This is a genomic window from Microbacterium sp. IO18 (assembly GCF_049099505.1).
GTDB classification, from domain to species: Bacteria; Actinomycetota; Actinomycetes; order Actinomycetales; family Microbacteriaceae; genus Microbacterium; species Microbacterium aurugineum.
The window spans coordinates 939,072-959,385 of record NZ_JBMJAF010000002.1; the positions used below are offsets into that span (position 1 = coordinate 939,072).

Here is a 20,314-nt window from a genome sequence, read left to right on the forward strand (position 1 = left end):
CCCAGCATCCGCCGCCATGGGCCGACACCTCTTCCTCGACCTAGACTTGGATGCGTGTGCACGGTTGTCATCGATGTCGAGAAGGCCGGCTCGGCACGACTCCTCGCGGTCCGCGACGAGGATCCGCTGCGGGCATGGGACTCCCTCGGACCGTGGTGGCCGGAGGACCATCCCGGTGTGATCGGGATCCGTGATCGCCGTGCCGGGGGCGCCTGGCTCGCCGCGAACCCCGCCGAACGCCGGCTCGCGGTGCTGCTGAACCGAGCGGACGTGAGCGACCTCCCCGCCGCGCAGGCCGTCTCCCGCGGCGCCCTGGCGCTGGAGTCCGTGCAGGGGCGCTCGCCCGTCGCGCCCCTCTCCATGCACGGCTTCAACTTGCTCGAGGTCGGCCCCGAAGGCGCCCGCGTGCTGTCGTGGGACGGCGTCGAACTGCGCGAGACACGCATCGATCCCGGCACGCACATGATCGCGCACGATGACCTCGACGATGCCACGACCCCGCGGATCGAAGCCTGGCTGCCGGAGTTCCGCGCCCTGGGCCCGACCGCTGACAGCGCCGACTGGACGGCTGAGTGGACCGCGCTCCTCGCCTCCTCCGCCGAACTGCCGCCCGAAGACGACCGGGCCATCATCCGCGACAACCGCCCGCACGGCTATCCCACCCAGTCGCTGCTGTACTGCATCGCCACCGTGACCCCCGAGGGCGTCGAGGTCCGCGACGTGACACTCCCCTCCCCCGCGCACTTTCCGGAGTGACACTCCCCCCCTCCCGCCTCCCCCCGCCCGCACTCCCGCACTCCCGCACTCCCGCACTCCCGCCGAGACCCCCGCCTGTCGCCGACACCCCTCCTGTGTCGCGCCGCCCAGCGGGGGCGTCGACACTCAGCGGGGGCGTCGACCTGATCTTGCACCGAAGGGGGAGAGGGAAGTGGGGGGGTCAGGCGGCGGGAAGCGCCGGCTCCTCGACGCAGGAGAATCGCGCGCGGTAGGCCGTGGGGGTGAGGCCGAGGACGCGGGCGAAGTTCTGCCGCAGCACCGCCGCCGACCCGAAACCGCATTCATCCGCGATGTGCTCGAGCGGAAGACCGGTGCGCTCCAGCATCCGCTGCGCGTGGATGATGCGCTGACGGGCGAGCCAGGCCGCGGGTGTCGCACCGTACTCGGCCTTGAACCGCCGGGCGAAGGTGCGCGGCGACATCAGCGCCCTGGTAGCGAGCTGCTCGACACCCAGATCGTCTCGCAGGTGTTCGACGGCCCAGTCCGCCACCGCGGCGAGCGAGTCGGTGGGGACCTGCGGGATCGGTCGGTCGATGAACTGCGCCTGTCCGCCGTCACGCTGCGGCGGAACGACCATGCGCCGTGCGATGCGGTTGGTGAGCTCGGCGCCGACCTCCTGACGGAGCAGGTGCAGGCAGGCATCGATCCCCGCTGCCGTGCCCGCGCTGGTGATGACCTTCCCGTCCTGCACGAACAGCACGTCGGGGTCGATGTCGATCTGCGGGTACATATCCGCCATGGTGTGCGCGTACATCCAGTGCGTGGTGGCTCGACGCCCGTCGAGCACTCCGGCCGCCGCGAGGATGAAGGATCCGCTGCAGACGCTCATCACCCAGGCGCCGCGCGCGACGGCGTGTCTGGCGAGGTCGAGCAGCAGCGGATCGATGTCTCCCCAGTGCTCCCGGGGAAGGGGGCAGAACACCACCAGATCCGCCTCGTAGGCGAACGTCAGATCGTGCTCGACGTTGACCGAGAAACCGATCTTCGACGCCACGACGCCCGCGCGGGGGGCGACGATGCGGAAGTCGAAGTTCGGCACACCGTCGTCAGCGCGATCGAGGCCGAACGCCTCGCACGCGACGCCGAACTCGAAAGGTGCGAACCCGTCCTGGATGACGCAGGCGACCGTCTTCATGTACACGCTCCCGAATGGCAGTTTTCATACGCTCAGAGTCGTCTCTGCCACTCGTGGCGGTTCAACGATGAACGTAGCGTTTCTGCCATGATACTCGTCATCGCACTTCTCGCCCTCGCCGCCTGGGCGACGATCGCCACGTTCGTCGAGCTCCGCCGCGACGGCTACCGTCGCGTGCCGACGGACTGGAGACGCCTCGCCGGCCGCGACCTCCACCAGGAAGCGGAGTCCGGACGCCTCTACCGGTGACCTCGGTGCAAGGCGAGGCGCGGTGCACATCCGGCACCGCACGGCTACGCTCGACGTCATGAGCGAGCCCGTGCAGCCTCCCGTCCCGCCTTCCGGACACGACCTCCCGGCCGCTCCGGCGGCACCGCCGCCAGCCGCCACGCCTCTGCCCGCCGCACCTCAGTACCCCGCCGCGGCGCAGGGGTACCCGAGTGCTCCTCCGTATCCGACAGCACCGCAGGCAGCCGCCCCGCCACAGGCGTATCCGACGGCGAACCCGGCTCCCCAGGCCTATCCGCTGGCCCCTTCCGGCGCACCGGCACCCGTCCGCGAGAGCAATCCGCTCGCTCGCGCGGCCTTCATCATCGCCGTGGCCACCTTCGCGATCAATCTGTTCGGATCCATCGTGCGGCCATTCGTCTACAGCGGTGGCGGCGTCGGCGGATACGAGTTCATGCTCGCGTTCGACAACGGGATCGGCATCCTGAGCTTCTTCGTCTACGTCGTGGCGCTGATCCTGGGTCTGATCGCGATGCGCCGCGCCGGGTCGAGACTGCTCACCGGCATGGCGATCGGCATCGCGGGAGTCGGCGCGATCGGGTTCGTCTTCACCAGCATCGCCATCACGCTGCTCCAGTTCATCTGAGAGCGGATGGCGTCTCCTCTGAGAGCGGACAGCATCGCCCCGTCACCTCGTCGCGTGCTCGGGATCGCGAGCTCTCAGGGCCTCGCGAGCACCCGCTCGTAGACGGCGATCATGGCGGCCGTGCGCGAGGACTGCCGGAACGCCTCGGCGACCTCGGGGACCGGAACGGGGGCGGTGCCGCCCGCGATGTCGGAGGCGGCCCGCCGCAGGGTTTCCGCGAGTGCGGTGACCCTCTGCACCTCGATGTCCCGGCTCGACGCCGCAGGGTCGGCATCCGGTACCGCCCAGAGGCCGCCGCCGAGTTCCGCGCCGATGTCGGGGTCGCAGATCACGGAGGGCGTGCCGAGCGTGGCCGCCTCGAAGGGGGTCATCCCCTGGGTCTCGAAGCCGATCGACGTCTGCACGAGCGCGTCGGCGGCGGCGATCCGCTCCAGCGTCTGCGCGTAGGTCAGCCGTCCGGCGAATCGCACGCCGTCGATCCCGCGGACGACCTTCTCGGCGGCCGCACGCTGAGCGCCGCCGCCGATGATCTCCAGGTCCGCATCGACACCCGAGGCGACGAAGGCCTCCAGGAACGGGAGCAGGCGCTTCTCCGGACTCATCCGTCCGAGCCACACGAATCGCGGCCGTCCCGGTTCCCGAGTCGCAGGACGCGCGGCGAGCGTCTGCGCGCGCAGGTCGTCGTCGATGCCGTTCCAGATCACGTCGACCTGCGGGAAGACGTCGTGCTGTTCCAGGCGCAGGGCGAAGTGGGTCGACGGCGCGGTCACGGCCGATGCCCCGGCCGCGAGTCCGCGCAGGAACGCCCACCCGTCCCGCCCGCGCACGGGTCGTCCGATGCCGCGCATCGCGATGCCTCGCCACGTGTTCAGCACCGCGAGCACGGGCCGGTGCAGCGGGGTGACCGCGGCGATCCCGACGTCCACGCGGTTGTGCATGGTGTGCACGACGGGGAGTCCGTGCCGCTGCGCGTAGCGATGCCCGATGAACGCACCCCAGAAGTCGGCCTGCACGTGCACCAGGTCGACGGGGGGACGGCGGGTCATCGCCCGATCGAGGAAGCGGTCCGTCGCCCGGCCCGGCCAGCTCATCGAGTACTCGCGGTCGACCGTGATCGGCATCGACGGCAGATCGACGAAGGCGCCGCCGTGAGAGCCGGATGACGCCCGCGAGCCCTGCATCCTCGGCGCGACGACCGTGACGGTGTGCCCGGCTCGTTCGAGGAACTCGCGTTGGAGCCGCATCGACACCTGGGCCCCGCCGAGGGAGTCGAGGTGCTGATCGCCGAAGAAGACGATGTGCATGGCCGCTACTCCGGCAGCGGCTCGTCGCGGTACAGCGCCTCGAAGGTGTCGAGGGTGCGGTTGATGTCGTGGATCGCGACGCCGTCGAGCGAGGCCCGCTGCATCCGCTCGTACTCCGCAGGCTCCGCCGTGAGCACGTCGGTCAGACGCGCGGCGAGCTCGTCGACGTTCCCGGGCTCGAACAGGTAGCCGTTCTCGCCGTCGTGCACGAGGTGCGGGAGGGCCACGGCGTCCGCGGCGACTACCGGCAGGGCCGAGGCCATCGCCTCCATCGTCGCGATGGACTGGAGCTCCGCGATCGAGGCGATCACGAACAGGCTGGCACGGGACAGCAGGGCCCGGAGCTCCTCATCGCTCGTGCGCCCGTGGAAGGTCACTCGATCGGCGAGTCCGAGCTGGGCGGTCAGGTGCTCCAGCTGCTTGCGCTGGTCGCCGCCGCCGACGATGTCGAAGGTCGTGTCGAGCGCGGGGTCGAGCTTCGTCATCGCCTTGAGGATGACCTCGACCTGCTTCTCGGCCGTGAGCCTGCCGACGAAGATGATCCGGTTCTCGTCGCGCGGGGCGAGGACAGGCGTGTACTGGGTGCGATCGATACCGCAGCTGACCGGGATCACGCCCTTCACCTCGACCGTCTTCTCGAGGAAGTCGGCGGCACGGCGGGTGGGTGTGGTGATCGCACGGGTCTTGTCGAACGTGCGCTTGGCGTCCGCCCACGCGAACTTCAGCACGAGGTCGTCGATGAACTTCGGCATGGTGGTGTGGTCGAGGATGTTCTCGGCCATGACGTGGTTGGTCGCGATGACCGGGATGCCGCGCTCGTTCGCGATGTACGCGAGTCCGCGCCCGATCACGATGTGCGACTGGATGTGCACGACGTCCGGCTGCACCTGATCCAGGACCTTGCGGGCATAGTGCTTCGATCGCCACGGCCACACGAACCGCAGCCAGTCGTGCGGCGCCCAGCGCACCGACGGCAACCGGTGCAGGGTCATCGGCTCGCCCTCGATGACCTCGGTGTGCGGCTGGGCACGGCGATACGCCTGGTTGGGCGCCACGACGTGCACGTCATGGCCGCGCTGCACGAGGCCGGCGGCGAGGCGCTCGGCGAAACGGGCGGCGCCGTTGATGTCGGGCGCGAACGTGTCGCAGCCGATCACGATCTTCAACGGTCGGGGCGCGGATTCGGCGGCGGGGCCGCGCGACGGATCGGTCGGATCGTCGGAGGAGGTCACAGACATGCTGCCTTACGATGTGGCGGCCAAGGAGGAGCCCTGGTCGGGCGCTGGCCACTCTACCCGAGCGCCCTGATCCCCCGGCCGAGGCATACCGGCATCCCCTCAGCCTCAGCCGTTAACGTGGGAGCATGCGACTGACTGCCGAGGCCGATCCCCAGCTGTGGATTCCCGTGACGGACTCGCTCGGATGGAAGGGACGCCGGCACCGGAAGGCGGCGATCCGGATGCTGCTCGGCCAGGTCAACGCCGCCGTCGGTGCGACCGAGCGCCCCGGCTCGAGGTTCGGTGCCTGGGCGATGAGCCAGGCGGCACCGATGCTGATGAAGCGGGCCGACGGGCGCGTGCTGGTGTGGACGTGGAAGGCGGAGCCGGAGCTGGTCGTGGCGATGGCGACGGCGCAGGTGCTGACACCGGAGGTCCGCATCGCCCGCGCCTCGATGCCGATGGACTACGACGACACCGAGTCTTTTCCGAGCCGACTCGGCGTGGGCGAGAAGCTCCTCGTGCCGATGCCGCCGTCTCCCGCGTCTCCCCCGTTCGCCACCTACACCTGGGACACCGGGACGCATCTGGTCACGCTGACGGCGGTGTGCAGCGACAAGGAGCGGTTCGGCACGCTGACCGGCGCGCTCGACGACCTGGCCCGCAGCCTCCGCATCGCCGACGACCTCACGGGCGGCGAATCACCCGAGGTCCTGCGTCTCGACCCCGCCTGACCGACCGCGGGAGTCCCCCGCGGCCCCGTCGGCCGCGTCGTACACCCGCACGCCTTCGACCCAGGTGCCGCGCACCTCGGTGAGCCCGATCTCCTCGACGGGGTGCTCGAACGGGTCGCGGTCGAGCAGGGCGAGGTCCGCCCGCATCCCCACCGCGATCGTGCCGGTGTCGTCGAGGTGGTTCACGTACGCGGATCCCGAGGTGTACGCGGCGAGCGCGGTGCCGAGGTCGATCGCCTGCTCCGGCAGGAACGGCGGATAGTCCCCCTCCCACTCGGTCGGAGCCGACCGACGGTTCACGGCCACGTGCATCGCGGCGAGCGGATTCGGGGTGCTCACCGACCAGTCGCTGCCCGCGGCGAGCACGGCTCCGGAGCGCAGCAGATCGCCGAAGGGGTACTGCCAGGCGCTGCGCGTGTCCCCGAGGAAGGGGATCGTGAGGTCGACCATCTGCGGCTCCAGTGTGGCCCACAGCATCTGCATGTTCGCCGTCACGTCGAGCGCACGGAACCGGGGGACGTCGTCCGGGTGCACGACCTGGATGTGGGAGATGTGGTGCCGGTTCCCGCGCGGACCGTTGTGCAGGAGGGCGGCTTCGACCGCGTCGAGGCACTCGCGCACGGCACGGTCGCCGATGGCGTGGAAGTGCAGCGTGAACCCGAGGGCATCGAGCCGGGTCGCCGCTTCCTTGAGCAGCTCCGGCTCGACGAACGAGATGCCGGAGTCCTCACGCGGATGCCCGTGGCCGTCGCAATAGGGTTCGAGCATCGCGGCGGTGAAGTTCTCGGCCACACCGTCCTGCATGATCTTCACGCTGCGGGCACGGAAGCGACCGACGGAGCCGGCAGCGCGCCGTTCGACGATGTCCTCGATCTGCTCCAGGCCGCGCGAGCGGTCCCACCACAGGGCGCCCACGACCCGACCGGTGAGTTCTCCAGTGGCTGCCGCGGCACGGTACGCGGGCAACGGGTCACCCGCGTCGCCGTACTCGGTGCCGACGATCGCATCCTGCCAGGCGGTGACGCCGAAGGAGTGCAGGTACCGCTGCCCCTGGACGAGCGCCTCCACCAGGCGCTCGACCGGCTCGGCCGGGAGCAGCCGGTTCACCAGGCCCATCGCTCCCTCGTGCAGGGTTCCACTCGGGGCACCGCCTGCGTCACGTTCGATGCGTCCGTCCGCAGGATCCGGGGTCTCCGCGGTGATCCCGGCGAGCGCGAGCGCCCGCGAGTTCACCCAGGCGCCGTGCCCATCGCGATTGGGGAGGAAGGCGGGGCGATCGGGCACGACCGCGTCCAGATCCGCGGCCGTCGGCGTACCTCCGGGAAAGGCCGACATCTGCCAGCCACCCCCCAGGATCCATTCGTCGTCGGGGTGCTCTGCGGCGTACTCCGCGATCCGCGCCAGATACTGCTCACGCGTCGCGAGGCCCGAGAGGTCGCACCGGAGCATGTCCAGTCCACCCCACACCGGGTGCACATGCGCGTCCTGGAACCCGGGCACGAGGAGCCCACCGGCCAGATCGACGACCTCGGTGTCCGGGCCGATCATCTCCGACAGGTCGTGGCCGATCGCACTGATGCGGCCGTCCGTGACCGCGACGGCGCGAGCGGTGGAGCGCGCTGCATCGGAGAGGAACGCCCTCCCGCCGCGGGAACCACCGGTGAAGACGAGGTCTGCCGCTCCCATGCTCAGCCTCCCGCCATCGTGCGGGCGATCTCGGTCGCCGAGTCACCGGCACGCTTGAGCACCACCGCCACCAGCGCCAGAGCGAGGAGGGTGAGCACGAGCATGATGGTCGACACCGCCGCGATCTCAGGACGGAGTCCGCTACGCAGTGCGCTGAGCACGTACACCGGCCACGGTGTCGTGCCGGACACCTGCACGAACGCCGACACGACCGTGTTGTCGAGGCTCAACGTGAACGAGAGCAGGAACCCGGCGAGCACGGCCGGCATCGCCAGCGGCAGCGTGATCTTCAGGAAGGTCCGCACCGGCGGGGCGTACAGGTCGGCGGAGGCCTCTTCCAGGCGGGCGTCGAGTCCGACCAGTCGCGCCCGGACGATGTACGACACGATCGCGATCGAGAACAGCGACTGCCCGACCACGAGCCTCATCGTTCCGTCGTTGAAGATCCCGATCCCGGCATCCTGGCCGAGGAAGACCAGCCAGGGCAGCAGCGCGACGGCATCCACGATCTCCGGGGTGACCGAGACGAGCAGCAGGAGCCCGAGGAACCACCACACCCACTTGCCGGGGTTGCGGGCCATCGCGATGCCGGCCAGGGTTCCGAGCGCGGTCGCGAGCAGGGCGGCCAGCAGGCCGGTGCGCACCGACACCAGCACCGCGTCGCGGATCGCCGGCTTGTTGACGATCGCGAGGAACGAGTCGAAGCCGAAGTGGTCCCACGAGACCAGCAGGCGGCCGACGTTGAACGAGTAGACGATGATCACCAGGATCGGCAGGAACAGGAACAGGAAGACGAGTCCTGCCCAGATCGGCAGCAGGAGACGTGCTGCTCCACGACGTGAACTCATGAGCCCTCCCCCAGGACGAGTCGGTTGCGTTGTCTGAGTGGCAGTGTCACGAGCCAGAGCAGCCCGGCCGCCACGGCGATCGAGATCATGATGACGATGATGAGCAGCACCGCCATCGCCGAGCCCAACGCCCAGTTCTGCGCGGTCTGGAACTGACTCGCCACGACCTGCCCGATCATGTTGCCCTTCGCGCCACCGAGCACGGTCGCGGTGATGTAGTCGCCCATGAGCGGGATGTACACGAGCAGCACGCCCGCGATGATGCCGGGTTGGGCCAGGGGCACGGTCACCCGGACGAAGGTCGTCGCGCTGTTCGCGCCCAGGTCCTTGCTCGCCTCGCGCAGCGGACCCGATACCCGGTCGAACGCGACGAACAGCGGGAGGATCATGAGCGGCAGGTAGTTGTAGACCACGCCGAGCAGCACCGCACCCCGCGAATACAGCAGATCGAGGGGACCCGGGATCACGCCGATGCCCTGGAGCAGCTGCGACAGCCAGCCCTCCGGGGCGAGGATCACCTGCCAGCCGATCGTGCGCACCAGGAAGTTCGTCCAGAACGGCACCATGACGAGGGCCAGCAGCAGTCCGCGCTTGGACGGCGGCGCCTTCACGGCGATCCAGTACGCGACCGGCGCCCCGATCACCAGGCACAGCAGCGTGCCGAGGATGCCGATCCACAGGGTGTTCAGGAAGGTGCTGAAGAACGTGGGCGAGAGGGCCTCGAGGTAGCGGTCGAAGGAGAGGTGGTCGAGGGCGTGGGTGGCGAAGATGCTCGGCTTGTAGCCGAAGCTGAAGACGATGACCATGCCGATGGGGGCGACGAAGAAGATCAGCAGCCACACCCAGGCGGGGATCGCGAGACCGAACTTGAGCTTAGGCACCGGCGGCCGCCTTCATCGAGTTCCAGATCGCGACGACCCGGTCCTGAGCGTCCGTCAGCTTGCCCTCATGCATGGTCTGCACCTGCTCCTCGTCGAAGAACACCATGTCGAGCCGTTCCAGACCCGCGGCCTCCGCGGCTTCGCGGACGCCGGAGATGCCCGTGTCGTAGCCGATGTAGTCGACCTGCGCGAGCTGCACATCCGGCTGCAGGACGAAGTTGATGAACGCGTGCGCCGCCTCGGGGTGCGGCGCGCCCGCGGCGATCGCCCAGTTGTCCATCCACAGTTCGGTGGCCGGACTCCCGAGCACCCATTGCCAGCGGTCGGGATCGTCGGACTCGAAGATGCCCAGGCGCGCGTCACCGTTGTAGGACTGCAGCAGAGCGTGCGACGCCTGCGGGATCGACGAGCCGCCCGGGTAGGAATCGAACGCCGAGATGTGCGGCGCCAGATCCTTCACCAGGAAGTCCTCGACCGCGTCCAGGTCGTCGGGGTCGGTCGTCGTCCAGTCGATGCCGTTCGCCCAGAAGTAGATGCCGAGCAACGGCGCCGGGTCATCCAGCACCGAGGTGGAACCGGACGCCTCGTTCTGCGCGGCGTCGATGAAGTCGTTCCAGGTGGTGAGCTCCCGCGAGATCACCCGCTTGTCGTAGACGAACCCGGTGGTGCCCCAGGCCTTGCACACCGAGTACTCATTGCCCGGATCCCAGGCGCGCCCGCGGAACTCCGGGGCGACGTGCTTCATGTTCGGCAGCAGGTCGAGGTTGAACTTCTGCAGCAGCCCGTTCTCGGCCATCGGCCCCACGAAGACTCCGGTCGGCACGACGATGTCGTACCCCGACGTGCCTCGGGCCGCGACCAGCTTGGCGATCAGCTCCTCGTTCGAGTTGAAGGCGTCGAGCACGATCCGCGGACCGTTCTCGGCCGTGAACTGCTCGAGCACCTCCGGCGCGTCGTAATCGCCCCAGCTGTAGATGGAGAGCTTGTCCTCCAGCGGTCCGCCCTTGGCGTGCACCGCCGCGGCGTTCTGGCCGGGGGCGCAGGCGGTGAGCACGACGGCTCCGCCCGCCAGCAGCGCGGTGGCGAGGAACCCGCGACGGGAGAGTTCGGTGCGGATCACCCGGGCGGCGCTCCGGTGCGCGAGCACGCGGACCGGAGGAGCGCCCGTCACCGGCCTCCCTCCTTGGGAAGCGCGATCACGTGCGTGGCGGTGGTCGGGATGCCGTCGGCGGCGAAGAGTCGCACGTCCGCGGGATCCCACACGCAGCGCACCTCCTCGTCGACCCCGACGCGCGGCGCGGTGGGCGCCGGCATCCTCGAGAGGAACGTCGCGTCTTCGCCGACGCGCACGGCGACCTGCATCGTCTCGCCGAGATGCGAGACACCGAGCACACGACCGCGCGCGCCGGTGCCTTCCCCCTGCTCGAGCCGCACATACTCCGGGCGGATCGCGGCGACGGCGGGCTGCCCGGCAGCGACCCGCTCCCCGCCCCAGCGCCCGGAGATCGCACCGATCGCGGTGTCGACGGCATCTCCGTCGGAACGGACGGTGCCGTGCACGAAGTTCTGCTGGCCGATGAACGAGGCCACATACGCGGATGCCGGTTCCGCGTAGATCGCCGCCGGCTCGTCGAGCTGCTCGATCCGGCCCGCGCGCATCACGGCGATCCGGTCGCTCATCGACAGCGCCTCGGCCTGATCGTGTGTGACGAAGACGAACGTGGTGCCGAGTCGCGCCTGCAGGAGCTTCAGCTCGAGCTGCATCTCCTCGCGCAGCTGCCGGTCGAGGGCGGCGAGCGGCTCATCGAGCAGGAGCACGCTGGGGCGGTTGATGAGGGCTCGCGAGAGGGCGATGCGCTGCTGCTGACCGCCCGACAACTGGGTGGGCTTGCGATCGGCGAAGCTGCGTAGCTGCACCATGTCGAGCGCCTCGCTCACCCGGGTCCGCTGCTCCGACTTGGGAACGCCTCGCTGCTGCAGCCCGTACGCCACGTTCTCCGCGACCGACAGGTGCGGGAACAGCGCGTAGGCCTGGAAGACCGTGTTCACCTCGCGTCGATACGGCGGCAGACTCAGCACGCTCCGGCCCGAGATGCTGATGTCACCGGCGTCCGGATACTCGAAGCCCGCGATCATGCGCAACGTCGTGGTCTTGCCGCAGCCCGAGGGTCCGAGCAGCGAGAGGAATTCCCCCGGCTGCACGTCGAGGGTCAGATCGTCGACGGCCACGGCGGTGCCGTAGCGCTTGGTGACGCGGTCGATGCGTACCGCACCGGTGGCTGTGGGTGTGTCGAGCGTCGCCGAAGACGCGGGCAGAGTGCCGGGCATGGAGCCTCCCCATTGAGAATCGCTTGCGGCGAGTCTGTCACAGGAAGGGCCTCAGGTATAGCGAAATCGGAAGTCTCTTGATCAATTCGCAACGGTATCCGTTGCGATTCTCGAAACCTGCGACCGATTAGCGCCTCGGGGTGGTCTCCTACTTGCGGTCGAAGTCGAAGGCCTTGAGCAGTTCGAGGACGGCCTTGTCGCGCTCCTCGCCGCCCGCATCGAACATGTGGGTGACGTGCGTGCGCAGGTGGTTCTCGAGCAGCAGTCGGTTCAGCGATTCGAGGGAGCGCTGGATCGCCCGGGACTGCGTGATGATGTCCATGCAGTACTCCTCGTTCTCGATCATCCGCGCGACACCGCGCATCTGCCCCTCGAGGATGCTGGTGCGGTGCAGAGCACGCTTCTTGATGTCTTCGATCACCCCTTGAGGGTACTCCGCCCGCTGCGAAGCGAGACCTCCCGCCCACGCCCACCGTGAAAGGATGACGTCATGCCGCGAACACCGATGACGCAGCTCTCGCCCTCCGACCAGGAGCGCCTCCGTGCGCTCCGGCGCATGAAGGCGGTCGCCCTCGGAGCGCTGCTGTTCATGGCCGTCGTGTTCGTGATCGCGTTCGCCTTCCAGCAGCGGGTCGGCTGGCTCGGCTATGTCCGCGCCGCCGCCGAGGGAGGGATGGTCGGTGCGCTCGCGGACTGGTTCGCCGTCACCGCGCTGTTCCGCCGTCCGCTCGGGCTGCCGATCCCCCACACCGCGATCATCCCCACCCGCAAGGACGAGATCGGTCGCACGCTCGGAGAGTTCGTCGAGACCAACTTCCTGGCCGGAGACGTCGTGCGCACCAAGCTCTCCAGCACGCACATCGCGCTGCGCGCCGGAGAGTGGCTGCGCGAGCCTCCGCATGCCGAGCGGGTGGGTGCCGAAGGAGCCACGATCGCGACCGCCGTCCTGGGCGCACTGAGCGACGACGACGTGCGCGACCTCATCACCGACCTCGCCCGCGAGCACCTGGTGGCTCCGGAGTGGGGTCCGCCGGCCGGCGCCTGGCTCGAGAAGATCGTCGATGCGGGGGCCCACCACGGCGCGGTCGACCTCGCCGCCGATAGCATCGCGCGGTGGCTCGACGCGAACGCCGCATCGTTCACCGGACTCGTCTCTCGGCGTCTCCCCGGCTGGGTGCCGAAGCTGGCCCATCGCTTCGTCGACGACACGGTCTACCACGAGGCGGTCAAGTTCGTGCACGCGGTACAGGCCGATCCGCATCACCCCGCGCGCATCGCGGTCGACGGCTACCTGACCCGCCTGGCGGACAACCTGCAAAACGATCCGGCCACGCGCGCCAAGCTCGAGAACGCCAAGGCCTCGCTCTTCGACAGCCCGCGGGTCGGCGCTCTGGCGGCTGAAGCGTGGAACACCGCGAAGAACGGCCTGCTCACCGCTCTCGCCGACCCCGACAGCGGGCTGCGTCGTCGGGCCGTGCAGGCGCTGCAGGAAGTCGGCGAGCGCCTGACCACCGACGTCGCCCTGCAGCACCGCGTCGACACCTGGGTGTCGGACGCCGCTGTGTTCCTCGTCGACCGCTACCGGCACGACATCGCCTCGATCATCACCGATACCGTCGAACGCTGGGATCCCGCCGAGACCACCGAGAAGATCGAGCTCATGGTCGGCCGCGACCTGCAGTACATCCGCCTGAACGGCACCTTCGTCGGCGCCCTCGCGGGTCTCGCCATCTTCTCCCTCGCCCACGCCCTGATCCCCGGAGTCTGACCATGACGCCCACTTCCCGACCGTTGAGTCACGACCCGCTCTGGCCCCGCGCCGGCTCCTGGCCCGCTTTCACGGCTACGGCCGATGCCGTGCTGCTCGGGGTGCCGACCTGGCGCACGTCACTCTCGCCGACCGGAGCCCACGCGACGCCGGCCGCCATCCGCGAAGCGCTTCCCCGCTACGGGACGACGCTGATGGGTCCGCCGGTGCTCGAACTCGACGAGGTTCTGCGCATCGCGGATGCCGGCGATGTGAGCGATCCGGACGGCGCGGACGGCGAGGCGAGGGTCATCTCCCGCGTGCGTGCACTCGCCGAGGCGACGAAGCTCGTGATCGCACTCGGCGGTGACAACTCGCTCACGTATCCGGTCGCGCTCGGCGCCGAGGCCACGGGCCTCATCACGTTCGACGCGCACTTCGACCTGCGCGACGGCGTCTCCAACGGCACGCCGGTACGACGCCTCGTGGAAGACGTCCCGACCGCGTCCGCACTGACGACCACCCGGATCGACCCGACCAGGATCGTCCAGATCGGCATCGCCGACTTCGCGAACTCCGCCGCCTATGCGCGGCGCGCGGCCGACTGGGGCATCCGCGTCGTCACGCTCGACGAGGTGCGCCGTCGCGGCATCGACGACGTCGTCGCCGAAGCGCTCGAGATCGCCGGTGCGGGGGCGGCCCCGCGTGTGCACCTCGACATCGACGTCGACGTCTGCGACCGGTCGGTCGCGCCCGGCTGCCCGGCGAGCGTCCCCGGCGGGCTCCACGCGTGGGAGCTGCGCGCCCTCACGCGTGCCGTCGCCGCGGATGGGCGCGTCGTCAGCGCCGACCTCGCCGAGGTCGATGCGACCACGGACGCGGAGGACGCCCGCACCGTCCGTCTGGCGGCGCTATGCGTGCTCGAGCTGCTGGCCGGCCTCGCGTCCCGCTGATGAGGATCGTCGTCTCCGGTACGCACGCGAGTGGCAAGAGCACTCTGATCGCGGACTTCCTCGCCGCGCATCCGGAGTATCTCTCGCTCGGGGACCCGTTCGACGACCTCGAGGAGGAGGCGGTCGACCCGTCCGGGGAGGCGAGCTTCGCCGGCCAGCTGCGGATAGCGGCCGGACGCCTGCACGCCACGGCGGGTCAGCAGGACGTGATCGCCGAGCGGGGACCGCTGGACTTCGCCGCCTACCTCATCGCCCTCGAACGGCTCGGGCGGAGCGACGGCGCACTCGTGGAACGTGCGATCGCGACCGCCGAGGACTCCCTCGCTCTCGTCGATCTGGTCGTGCTCGTCCCGCTCGATGCACGCCGGTCGATCCGCATCCCCGCGGACGAAGACCCCGCACTGCGCGAGGCGATGGACCAGGCTCTGTTCGACCTCGCGGACGATCTCGCGCAGGACACCGGAGTGCGTCTCCTCACGGTCGCCGGGGACGGTGAGGCGCGGCTGGCCACGCTGGTCGAGGCCATCGGGGAGTGACGGCGTCACCCCACCGGGTCGCCGTCCTTCCACACCTGCCGCACGAGCGGGACCCCCGGCCGGTACGCGAGGTGGATCCTGGTCGGTGCGTCCAACAGCACGAGATCGGCCCTGGCACCGGGGGCGATCAGCCCGACGTCGTCCCGGCGGAGTGCCTTCGCTCCGCCGGCCGTCGCCGCCCACACGGCTTCCCCCGGGGTCATCCCCATGTCCCGGACGGCCACGGCGATGCAGAACGGCATGGATGAGGTGAAGCTCGACCCCGGGTTCGTGTCGCACGCCAGCGCCACGGTCACGCCCGCGTCGATCAGGCGCCGCGCGTCCGGATACGGCTGCCGCGTCGAGAACTCGACGCCCGGCAGCAGGGTGAGCACGGTGCCGGAGCCGGCGAGCGCTCCGACATCGGCATCCGTCAGATAGGTGCCGTGGTCGATCGACGCCGCGCCGAGCTCGACCGCCAGGCGAACGCCGTCGCCCGGGCCGAGCTGGCTCGCATGCACCCGGGGCGCGAGTCCGCGCGCGATGCCGGCCTCCAGCACCCGACGCGACTGCGCCACCGTGAAGGCTCCGGTCTCGCAGAACACGTCGATCCACTTCGTGTGCGGAGCGCAGGCATCGAGCATGGGCCCGGCGACCAGATCGACGTACTCGTCCGACCGCTCGGCATACTCGGCGGGGACCACGTGCGCGCCGAGGAACGTCACCTCGGGCGTCACCTCGGCGGCCAGGCGCACCAGGCGCTCCTCGTCGACGACGCTCAACCCGTAGCCGCTCTTGATCTCGACGGTCGTCGTGCCCTGCGCGAGCATCTCGTCGAGGAAGCCGCGCAGACGTGCACGCAGCTCGTCCTCGGTCGCGGCGCGGGTGGCGGCCACGGTCGAGCGGATGCCACCGGCGGCGTACTTCTGCCCTGCCATGCGGGCCTCGAACTCGGCCGCGCGGTCGCCGCCGAAGACCAGGTGGCTGTGGCTGTCGACGAACCCGGGGATCACGGCGCGCCCACCGGCATCGATCACCTCCTCGGCCACGGGCGCATCCGCAGCGGCGCCCACCCAGGCGATCCGTTCGCCCTCGATCAGCACGGCCGCATCGGTCAGGGTTCCGGTAAGGTCACCAGGCCCGTCACCGTGCAGCGCGACATTGGTGGTCAGTTCCGCGATGTTCGTGAGGAGCGTTGCCATGTCCTGAGCCTCTCAGAGCATCGGTATGTTCAGACCACGCTCGCGCGCGATCTCGCGAGCGTGCTCGTAGCCCGCATCGACGTGACGCATCACCCCGGTGCCGGGGTCGTTCGTCAGCACGCGCTCCAGCTTCTCCGCGGCGAGCGCAGTGCCGTCGGCGACGGTGACCTGACCGGCGTGGATCGAGCGGCCGATGCCGACGCCGCCCCCGTGATGCAGCGACACCCACGAGGCGCCGGAGGCCGTGTTGAGCAGCGCGTTCAGCAGAGGCCAGTCCGCGATCGCGTCCGAGCCGTCCTTCATCGCCTCGGTCTCCCGATACGGCGATGCCACCGACCCGGAGTCGAGGTGGTCGCGACCGATCACGATCGGCGCCGACAACTCACCCGAGGCCACCATCTCGTTGAACCTGAGTCCGGCGAGGTGACGCTCCTTGTAGCCGAGCCAGCAGATGCGTGCGGGCAGCCCCTCGAAGTGAACCTTCTCGCCGGCCTTCTCCAGCCAGCGGTGAAGGGCGGCATCGTCGGGGAAGAGCTCGGCGATCGCACGGTCGGTCTTGTAGATGTCTTCGGGATCGCCGGAGAGGGCCGCCCAGCGGAACGGTCCGCGTCCTTCCTCGAACTGCGGGCGGATGTATGCCGGCACGAACCCGGGGAACTCGAATGCCCGATCGAAGCCTCCGAGCTGAGCCTCGGCACGGATCGAGTTGCCGTAGTCGAACACGGCTGCACCGGCATCCTGGAATGCGACCATCGCCTCGACGTGCGCGGCCATCGACGCACGCGAACGACGCGTGAAATCTTCGGGGTCGCGTTCCGCCTCGGACTTCCAGTCCGCCACGGTGATGCCGACCGGGAGGTAGGCGAGCGGATCGTGGGCGCTGGTCTGATCGGTCACGATGTCGATCGGAACGCCCCGACGCCGCAGCTCGGGGAACACCTCGGCCGCGTTGCCGACCACTCCGACCGAGAGAGCTTCGCCCGACTCCTTGGCCGCGACCACTCGGGCGACGGCCGCATCGAGGTCGGTCGTGTACTCGTCGAGGTAGCCGTGCTCCACGCGCCGGGCGAGACGCGACTCGTCCACGTCGACGATCAGCACCGCGCCGTCGTTCAGTGTCACGGCGAGCGGCTGAGCGCCACCCATCCCGCCCGCGCCGCCCGTGAGGGTGAGCGTTCCACGCAGAGAGTCACGACCGAGGGAACGGGCCACGGCGGCGAACGTCTCGTAGGTCCCCTGCAGGATGCCCTGCGTGCCGATGTAGATCCACGATCCGGCCGTCATCTGTCCGTACATGATGAGCCCAAGTTCCTCGAGCTTGCGGAACTCCGGCCAGGTGGCCCAGTCCCCCACCAGGTTGGAGTTGGCGATCAGCACGCGCGGCGCCCACTCGTGGGTGCGGAAGACACCCACCGGCTTGCCCGACTGCACCAGCAGCGTCTCGTCCGGTTCGAGCTCGTCGAGGGTGCGCACGATCGCGTCGTACGCCTCCCAGCTACGGGCCGCCTTACCGGTGCCGCCGTAGACGACGAGGTCTTCGGGGTGCTCGGCGACCTCGGGATCGAGGTTGTTCATCAGCATGCGCTTGGCGGCCTCGGCGCCCCAGCTCTTCGCCGTGCGCTGGTTGCCCCGGGCGGCGCGGACGACGCGGGACCCAGTAGCGGTGGGCTCAGGTGCGGTGGACCCAGTAGCGGTGGGCTCAACCATGGATGTGCTCCTTTGCGATGCGGGCGACGGCGCCCGATTGGACGAGGGCGGTGACGGCCTCCATCTCCGGGGAGAGGAAGCGGTCGGGTCCGGGACCCGCTGCGACGGTGCGGACGAGATCGCGCACGGCGCCGGTCACCGGTCCGGCATCCAGCGGTGCCCGGAGGTCGAGAGCACGCGCGCCGGTGAGGATCTCGATGGCGAGCACTCGGCCGAGGCCGTCGATCGCGCGCCGCAGCTTGCGGGCGGCGGCCCATCCCATCGAGACGTGATCCTCCTGCATGGCGGAGGACGGGATCGAGTCCACCGACGCCGGCACGGCCAGGCGCTTGAGCTCGGAGACGATACCGGCAGCCGCATACTGCGCGATCATCAGGCCGGAGTCGACACCGACCTCGTCCGCGAGGAAGGGGGGCAGACCGTGGTTGCGGGCGGGATCCAGGGCACGGTCCGTGCGCCGCTCGGAGACGGAAGCGACATCGGCGACCGAGATCGCGAGGAAGTCGAGGACGGCCGCGACCGGAGCACCGTGGAAGTTCCCGTTGGACTCGATGCGTCCGTCGACGGTGATCACGGGATTGTCGATCACGCTGGCGAGCTCGCGGTCGGCGATCATCGCGGCGTGTGCCATCGTGTCGCGCGCCGTGCCGTGCACCTGGGGCGAGCACCGCAGCGAGTACGCGTCCTGGACACGCCCGTCATCCGGTCCCTTGTGGCTGGCGACCATCGGCGAGTCCGCGAGGAACCGGCGCAGGTTGCCGGCCGACTCCGCCTGCCCCATCTGCGGTCGCAGAGCCATCAGGTCGGCAGCGAACACCGCGTCGGTCCCCAGCTGGGACTCCACCGACATCGCCGCGGCGACATCGGCGGTGACGAGGAGCGTCTCGAGATCGTGCAGGGCCAGCACCAACATGCCGAGCATGCCGTCCGTGCCGTTGATGAGGGCGAGCCCTTCCTTCTCGACGAGGGTCAGGGGCTCGATCCCGGCGCGTGCGAGGGCAGCGGAGGCCGGTACCAGCTCCCCGGCGGCATCACGGACCTCCCCCTCTCCCATCGCGGCGAGGGCGATGTGGGCCAAGGGGGCGAGATCGCCCGAGCAGCCGAGCGAGCCGTACTCGCGCACGACCGGCGTGATGCCGGAGTTCAAGAGCGCCGCGTAGGTCTCAACGACGATCGGCCGGACGCCCGTGCGCCCCGAGGCGAGGGTCTGCAGACGTAGGAGCTGAAGCCCGCGGACGACCTCGCGCTCGACCTCGGCGCCGGTGCCCGCGGCGTGCGACCGGATCAGACTCGCCTGCAGCTGGAAACGACGGTCCGGCGCGATGAAGGTGGTCGCGAGGGCACCGAAGCCTGTGGAGACGCCGTAGTGGGGATTCGGATCGGCAGCGAGACCGTCGATCACTCGACGGGTGTCAGCGACCCGAGTGAGTGCATCCTGGAATATCGACACAGGAGCGTCGTGGCGGGCAACGGCGACGACGTCGGCAGGCGACAGGGGAGCCGCTCCGACAAGCACGGGGGCGAGTTCGGTCATGACTCGATTCCACACCCGGTGGGGCCTGCGGGACACCGGTTCGTGCCATGCTGTGTCTGTGATCCCAGACAAGTCCGAGGCCGCGAAAGTCCCCGCCGCCGACCACACGCTGCGCATCCTGAGCTATCTCGCGGGACGCCCCGCCCCGGTGGCGGCGTCGGCAATCGCACGGGAGCTCGAGCTGCCCCGCTCGACCGTGTACCACCTGCTGTCCACGCTGGCGGCTCACGGCTTCGTGCTCCACCTGCAGGAGGAGCGCCGCTGGGGCCTCGGTACGTCGGCGTTCGAGCTCGCCGGCGGGTACACCCGACAGCAGCCGCTCGCTCGGCGAGGCGCTCCCCTGGTCGCTGCGCTGTCCGACCGACTGGGCGAGAGTGCCCACCTGGCCGTGATGAGCGGTGGGGACGTGCTGTACATCGTCGAGGAACGTGCGCCACGCCGCCCCGCACTGGTGACCGACGTCGGAGTCCGCCTTCCCGCGCACCTCACCGCGTCGGGCCGGGCCATGCTGGCTGCGCTGCCCCGCGAACAAGTGCGCGCGCTCTACCCCGATACGTCTGCGTTCCCGGACCGCACGGGCCAGGGGCCCGAGACACCGCGCGAGCTGCGGGAGCTGTTGCGCGAGGTTCGAGCGCGGGGATACGCGACCGAGGACGGTGAGGTCGCGGTGGGCCTGCGCAGCGTCGGCGCAGCCGTCCTCGATGCTTCGGGATGGCCGGTCGCAGCCGTCGCCGTGACCTGGGGCATAGAAGAGTTGGACGAAACTCTTCTGGCCAGGGCCGTGCAGGAGACCGCAGCCCTGCTGGAGTCTCGGCTGAGACGGTGAGACTTAACGCAAAATGGCCACCCAGCGTTGGGTGGCCATTTTGTTT

Annotated in this window: 20 protein-coding genes; 8 read left to right on the top strand and 12 right to left on the bottom strand. The window is 69.8% G+C overall.

From position 1 onward, the window contains the following. Positions 1-54 precede the first annotated feature (54 nt). Positions 55-756 (top strand): NRDE family protein, encoded by a 702-nt coding sequence (locus ACLF6J_RS16280; RefSeq protein WP_134352408.1) that lies wholly within the window; start codon positions 55-57, stop codon positions 754-756. Between the two features lie 181 nt (positions 757-937). On the opposite strand, the gene ACLF6J_RS16285 is transcribed toward ACLF6J_RS16280, so the two are convergent. After that, positions 938-1,912 (bottom strand): GlxA family transcriptional regulator, encoded by a 975-nt coding sequence (locus ACLF6J_RS16285; RefSeq protein WP_134352409.1) that lies wholly within the window; start codon positions 1,910-1,912, stop codon positions 938-940. Positions 1,913-1,999: 87 nt separating this feature from the next. On the opposite strand from ACLF6J_RS16285, the gene ACLF6J_RS16290 reads away from it, so the two are divergent. Both ACLF6J_RS16290 and ACLF6J_RS16295 read left to right on the top strand, forming a co-directional pair. Then, positions 2,000-2,161: a hypothetical protein gene (locus tag ACLF6J_RS16290; protein ID WP_165875520.1), complete on the top strand. Its 162-nt coding sequence runs from the start codon at positions 2,000-2,002 to the stop codon at positions 2,159-2,161. Between the two features lie 58 nt (positions 2,162-2,219). Further along, entirely contained in the window at positions 2,220-2,786 is a 567-nt protein-coding gene (locus ACLF6J_RS16295) for a hypothetical protein (RefSeq protein WP_134352410.1), read from the top strand. 74 nt (positions 2,787-2,860) lie between these two features. Here the strand turns inward: ACLF6J_RS16295 and ACLF6J_RS16300 are convergent, their stop codons facing one another. Both ACLF6J_RS16300 and ACLF6J_RS16305 read right to left on the bottom strand, forming a co-directional pair. Continuing rightward, positions 2,861-4,090 (bottom strand): glycosyltransferase, encoded by a 1,230-nt coding sequence (locus ACLF6J_RS16300; RefSeq protein ID WP_134352411.1) that lies wholly within the window; start codon positions 4,088-4,090, stop codon positions 2,861-2,863. Positions 4,091-4,095: 5 nt separating this feature from the next. After that, entirely contained in the window at positions 4,096-5,328 is a 1,233-nt protein-coding gene (locus tag ACLF6J_RS16305) for a glycosyltransferase (protein ID WP_131494462.1), read from the bottom strand. 125 nt (positions 5,329-5,453) lie between these two features. On the opposite strand from ACLF6J_RS16305, the gene ACLF6J_RS16310 reads away from it, so the two are divergent. Then, a complete protein-coding gene (locus ACLF6J_RS16310; RefSeq protein WP_131494463.1) occupies positions 5,454-6,041 on the top strand; it encodes a hypothetical protein in 588 nt (195 codons plus the stop codon). On the opposite strand, the gene ACLF6J_RS16315 is transcribed toward ACLF6J_RS16310, so the two are convergent. From ACLF6J_RS16315 to ACLF6J_RS16340, 6 genes are all read right to left on the bottom strand, one after another. Beyond that, on the bottom strand, positions 6,009-7,727 hold the full coding sequence (locus ACLF6J_RS16315; RefSeq protein WP_134352412.1) for an amidohydrolase: 1,719 nt from the start codon (positions 7,725-7,727) through the stop codon (positions 6,009-6,011). The two genes, ACLF6J_RS16310 and ACLF6J_RS16315, sit on opposite strands and share 33 nt — an antisense overlap. 2 nt (positions 7,728-7,729) lie before the next feature. Then, entirely contained in the window at positions 7,730-8,575 is an 846-nt protein-coding gene (locus ACLF6J_RS16320; RefSeq protein ID WP_047523802.1) for an ABC transporter permease, read from the bottom strand. Continuing rightward, positions 8,572-9,456, bottom strand: a complete 885-nt coding sequence (locus ACLF6J_RS16325; protein ID WP_134352413.1) for an ABC transporter permease — start codon at positions 9,454-9,456, stop codon at positions 8,572-8,574. The genes ACLF6J_RS16320 and ACLF6J_RS16325 overlap by 4 nt, the downstream gene beginning before the upstream one ends. Beyond that, positions 9,449-10,627, bottom strand: a complete 1,179-nt coding sequence (locus ACLF6J_RS16330) for a polyamine ABC transporter substrate-binding protein (RefSeq protein WP_131494466.1) — start codon at positions 10,625-10,627, stop codon at positions 9,449-9,451. The genes ACLF6J_RS16325 and ACLF6J_RS16330 overlap by 8 nt, the downstream gene beginning before the upstream one ends. Then, complete coding sequence (locus ACLF6J_RS16335) at positions 10,624-11,784, bottom strand: ABC transporter ATP-binding protein (RefSeq protein WP_052193752.1); 1,161 nt, start codon at positions 11,782-11,784, stop codon at positions 10,624-10,626. Before ACLF6J_RS16335 ends, ACLF6J_RS16330 begins: the two co-directional genes overlap by 4 nt. Before the next feature lie 148 nt (positions 11,785-11,932). Beyond that, complete coding sequence (locus ACLF6J_RS16340) at positions 11,933-12,205, bottom strand: metal-sensitive transcriptional regulator (protein WP_047523799.1); 273 nt, start codon at positions 12,203-12,205, stop codon at positions 11,933-11,935. Positions 12,206-12,274: 69 nt separating this feature from the next. On the opposite strand from ACLF6J_RS16340, the gene ACLF6J_RS16345 reads away from it, so the two are divergent. Genes ACLF6J_RS16345 through ACLF6J_RS16355 form a run of 3 tightly spaced genes read left to right on the top strand, consistent with a single transcriptional unit; the run spans position 12,275 to position 15,020 of the window. Then, complete coding sequence (locus ACLF6J_RS16345; RefSeq protein ID WP_134352414.1) at positions 12,275-13,552, top strand: DUF445 domain-containing protein; 1,278 nt, start codon at positions 12,275-12,277, stop codon at positions 13,550-13,552. Positions 13,553-13,554: 2 nt separating this feature from the next. Continuing rightward, entirely contained in the window at positions 13,555-14,484 is a 930-nt protein-coding gene (locus ACLF6J_RS16350) for an agmatinase family protein (protein WP_134352415.1), read from the top strand. Further along, positions 14,484-15,020, top strand: coding sequence for an AAA family ATPase (locus ACLF6J_RS16355; protein WP_134352416.1), 537 nt, complete (start codon positions 14,484-14,486; stop codon positions 15,018-15,020). The genes ACLF6J_RS16350 and ACLF6J_RS16355 overlap by 1 nt, the downstream gene beginning before the upstream one ends. A gap of 5 nt (positions 15,021-15,025) precedes the next feature. Here ACLF6J_RS16355 and hutI read toward each other — a convergent pair whose 3' ends face one another. The 3 genes from hutI to hutH are packed head-to-tail and all read right to left on the bottom strand — an operon-like array spanning position 15,026 to position 19,442. Continuing rightward, positions 15,026-16,201: an imidazolonepropionase gene (hutI, locus tag ACLF6J_RS16360; RefSeq protein ID WP_134352417.1), complete on the bottom strand. Its 1,176-nt coding sequence runs from the start codon at positions 16,199-16,201 to the stop codon at positions 15,026-15,028. Between the two features lie 12 nt (positions 16,202-16,213). Then, positions 16,214-17,908, bottom strand: a complete 1,695-nt coding sequence (gene hutU, locus ACLF6J_RS16365; protein ID WP_134352418.1) for a urocanate hydratase — start codon at positions 17,906-17,908, stop codon at positions 16,214-16,216. Continuing rightward, positions 17,901-19,442 carry a histidine ammonia-lyase gene (gene hutH / locus ACLF6J_RS16370; protein WP_134352419.1) on the bottom strand — a complete coding sequence of 514 codons (1,542 nt, stop codon included), beginning with the start codon at positions 19,440-19,442 and terminating at the stop codon, positions 17,901-17,903. Before hutH ends, hutU begins: the two co-directional genes overlap by 8 nt. Positions 19,443-19,494: 52 nt before the next feature. Here hutH and ACLF6J_RS16375 point away from each other — a divergent pair, with 52 nt between their 5' ends. Continuing rightward, positions 19,495-20,268: an IclR family transcriptional regulator gene (locus ACLF6J_RS16375; RefSeq protein WP_421076921.1), complete on the top strand. Its 774-nt coding sequence runs from the start codon at positions 19,495-19,497 to the stop codon at positions 20,266-20,268. The last annotated feature ends 46 nt before the right edge of the window (positions 20,269-20,314 follow it).

Excerpts from the sequence above, each read along its gene's own strand:
- ACLF6J_RS16295 (WP_134352410.1), top strand. The coding sequence starts at position 2,220 with ATGAGCGAGCCCGTGCAGCCTCCCGTCCCGCCTTCCGGACACGACCTC.
- hutU (WP_134352418.1), bottom strand. The coding sequence starts at position 17,908 with ATGGTTGAGCCCACCGCTACTGGGTCCACCGCACCTGAGCCCACCGCT.
- ACLF6J_RS16335 (WP_052193752.1), bottom strand. The coding sequence starts at position 11,784 with ATGCCCGGCACTCTGCCCGCGTCTTCGGCGACGCTCGACACACCCACA.
- ACLF6J_RS16285 (WP_134352409.1), bottom strand. The coding sequence starts at position 1,912 with ATGAAGACGGTCGCCTGCGTCATCCAGGACGGGTTCGCACCTTTCGAG.
- ACLF6J_RS16305 (WP_131494462.1), bottom strand. The coding sequence starts at position 5,328 with ATGTCTGTGACCTCCTCCGACGATCCGACCGATCCGTCGCGCGGCCCC.
- ACLF6J_RS16350 (WP_134352415.1), top strand. The coding sequence starts at position 13,555 with ATGACGCCCACTTCCCGACCGTTGAGTCACGACCCGCTCTGGCCCCGC.
- ACLF6J_RS16300 (WP_134352411.1), bottom strand. The coding sequence starts at position 4,090 with ATGCACATCGTCTTCTTCGGCGATCAGCACCTCGACTCCCTCGGCGGG.
- hutI (WP_134352417.1), bottom strand. The coding sequence starts at position 16,201 with ATGGCAACGCTCCTCACGAACATCGCGGAACTGACCACCAATGTCGCG.
- ACLF6J_RS16320 (WP_047523802.1), bottom strand. The coding sequence starts at position 8,575 with ATGAGTTCACGTCGTGGAGCAGCACGTCTCCTGCTGCCGATCTGGGCA.
- ACLF6J_RS16315 (WP_134352412.1), bottom strand. The coding sequence starts at position 7,727 with ATGGGAGCGGCAGACCTCGTCTTCACCGGTGGTTCCCGCGGCGGGAGG.
- ACLF6J_RS16290 (WP_165875520.1), top strand. The coding sequence starts at position 2,000 with ATGATACTCGTCATCGCACTTCTCGCCCTCGCCGCCTGGGCGACGATC.
- ACLF6J_RS16355 (WP_134352416.1), top strand. The coding sequence starts at position 14,484 with ATGAGGATCGTCGTCTCCGGTACGCACGCGAGTGGCAAGAGCACTCTG.
- hutH (WP_134352419.1), bottom strand. The coding sequence starts at position 19,442 with ATGACCGAACTCGCCCCCGTGCTTGTCGGAGCGGCTCCCCTGTCGCCT.
- ACLF6J_RS16345 (WP_134352414.1), top strand. The coding sequence starts at position 12,275 with ATGCCGCGAACACCGATGACGCAGCTCTCGCCCTCCGACCAGGAGCGC.
- ACLF6J_RS16310 (WP_131494463.1), top strand. The coding sequence starts at position 5,454 with ATGCGACTGACTGCCGAGGCCGATCCCCAGCTGTGGATTCCCGTGACG.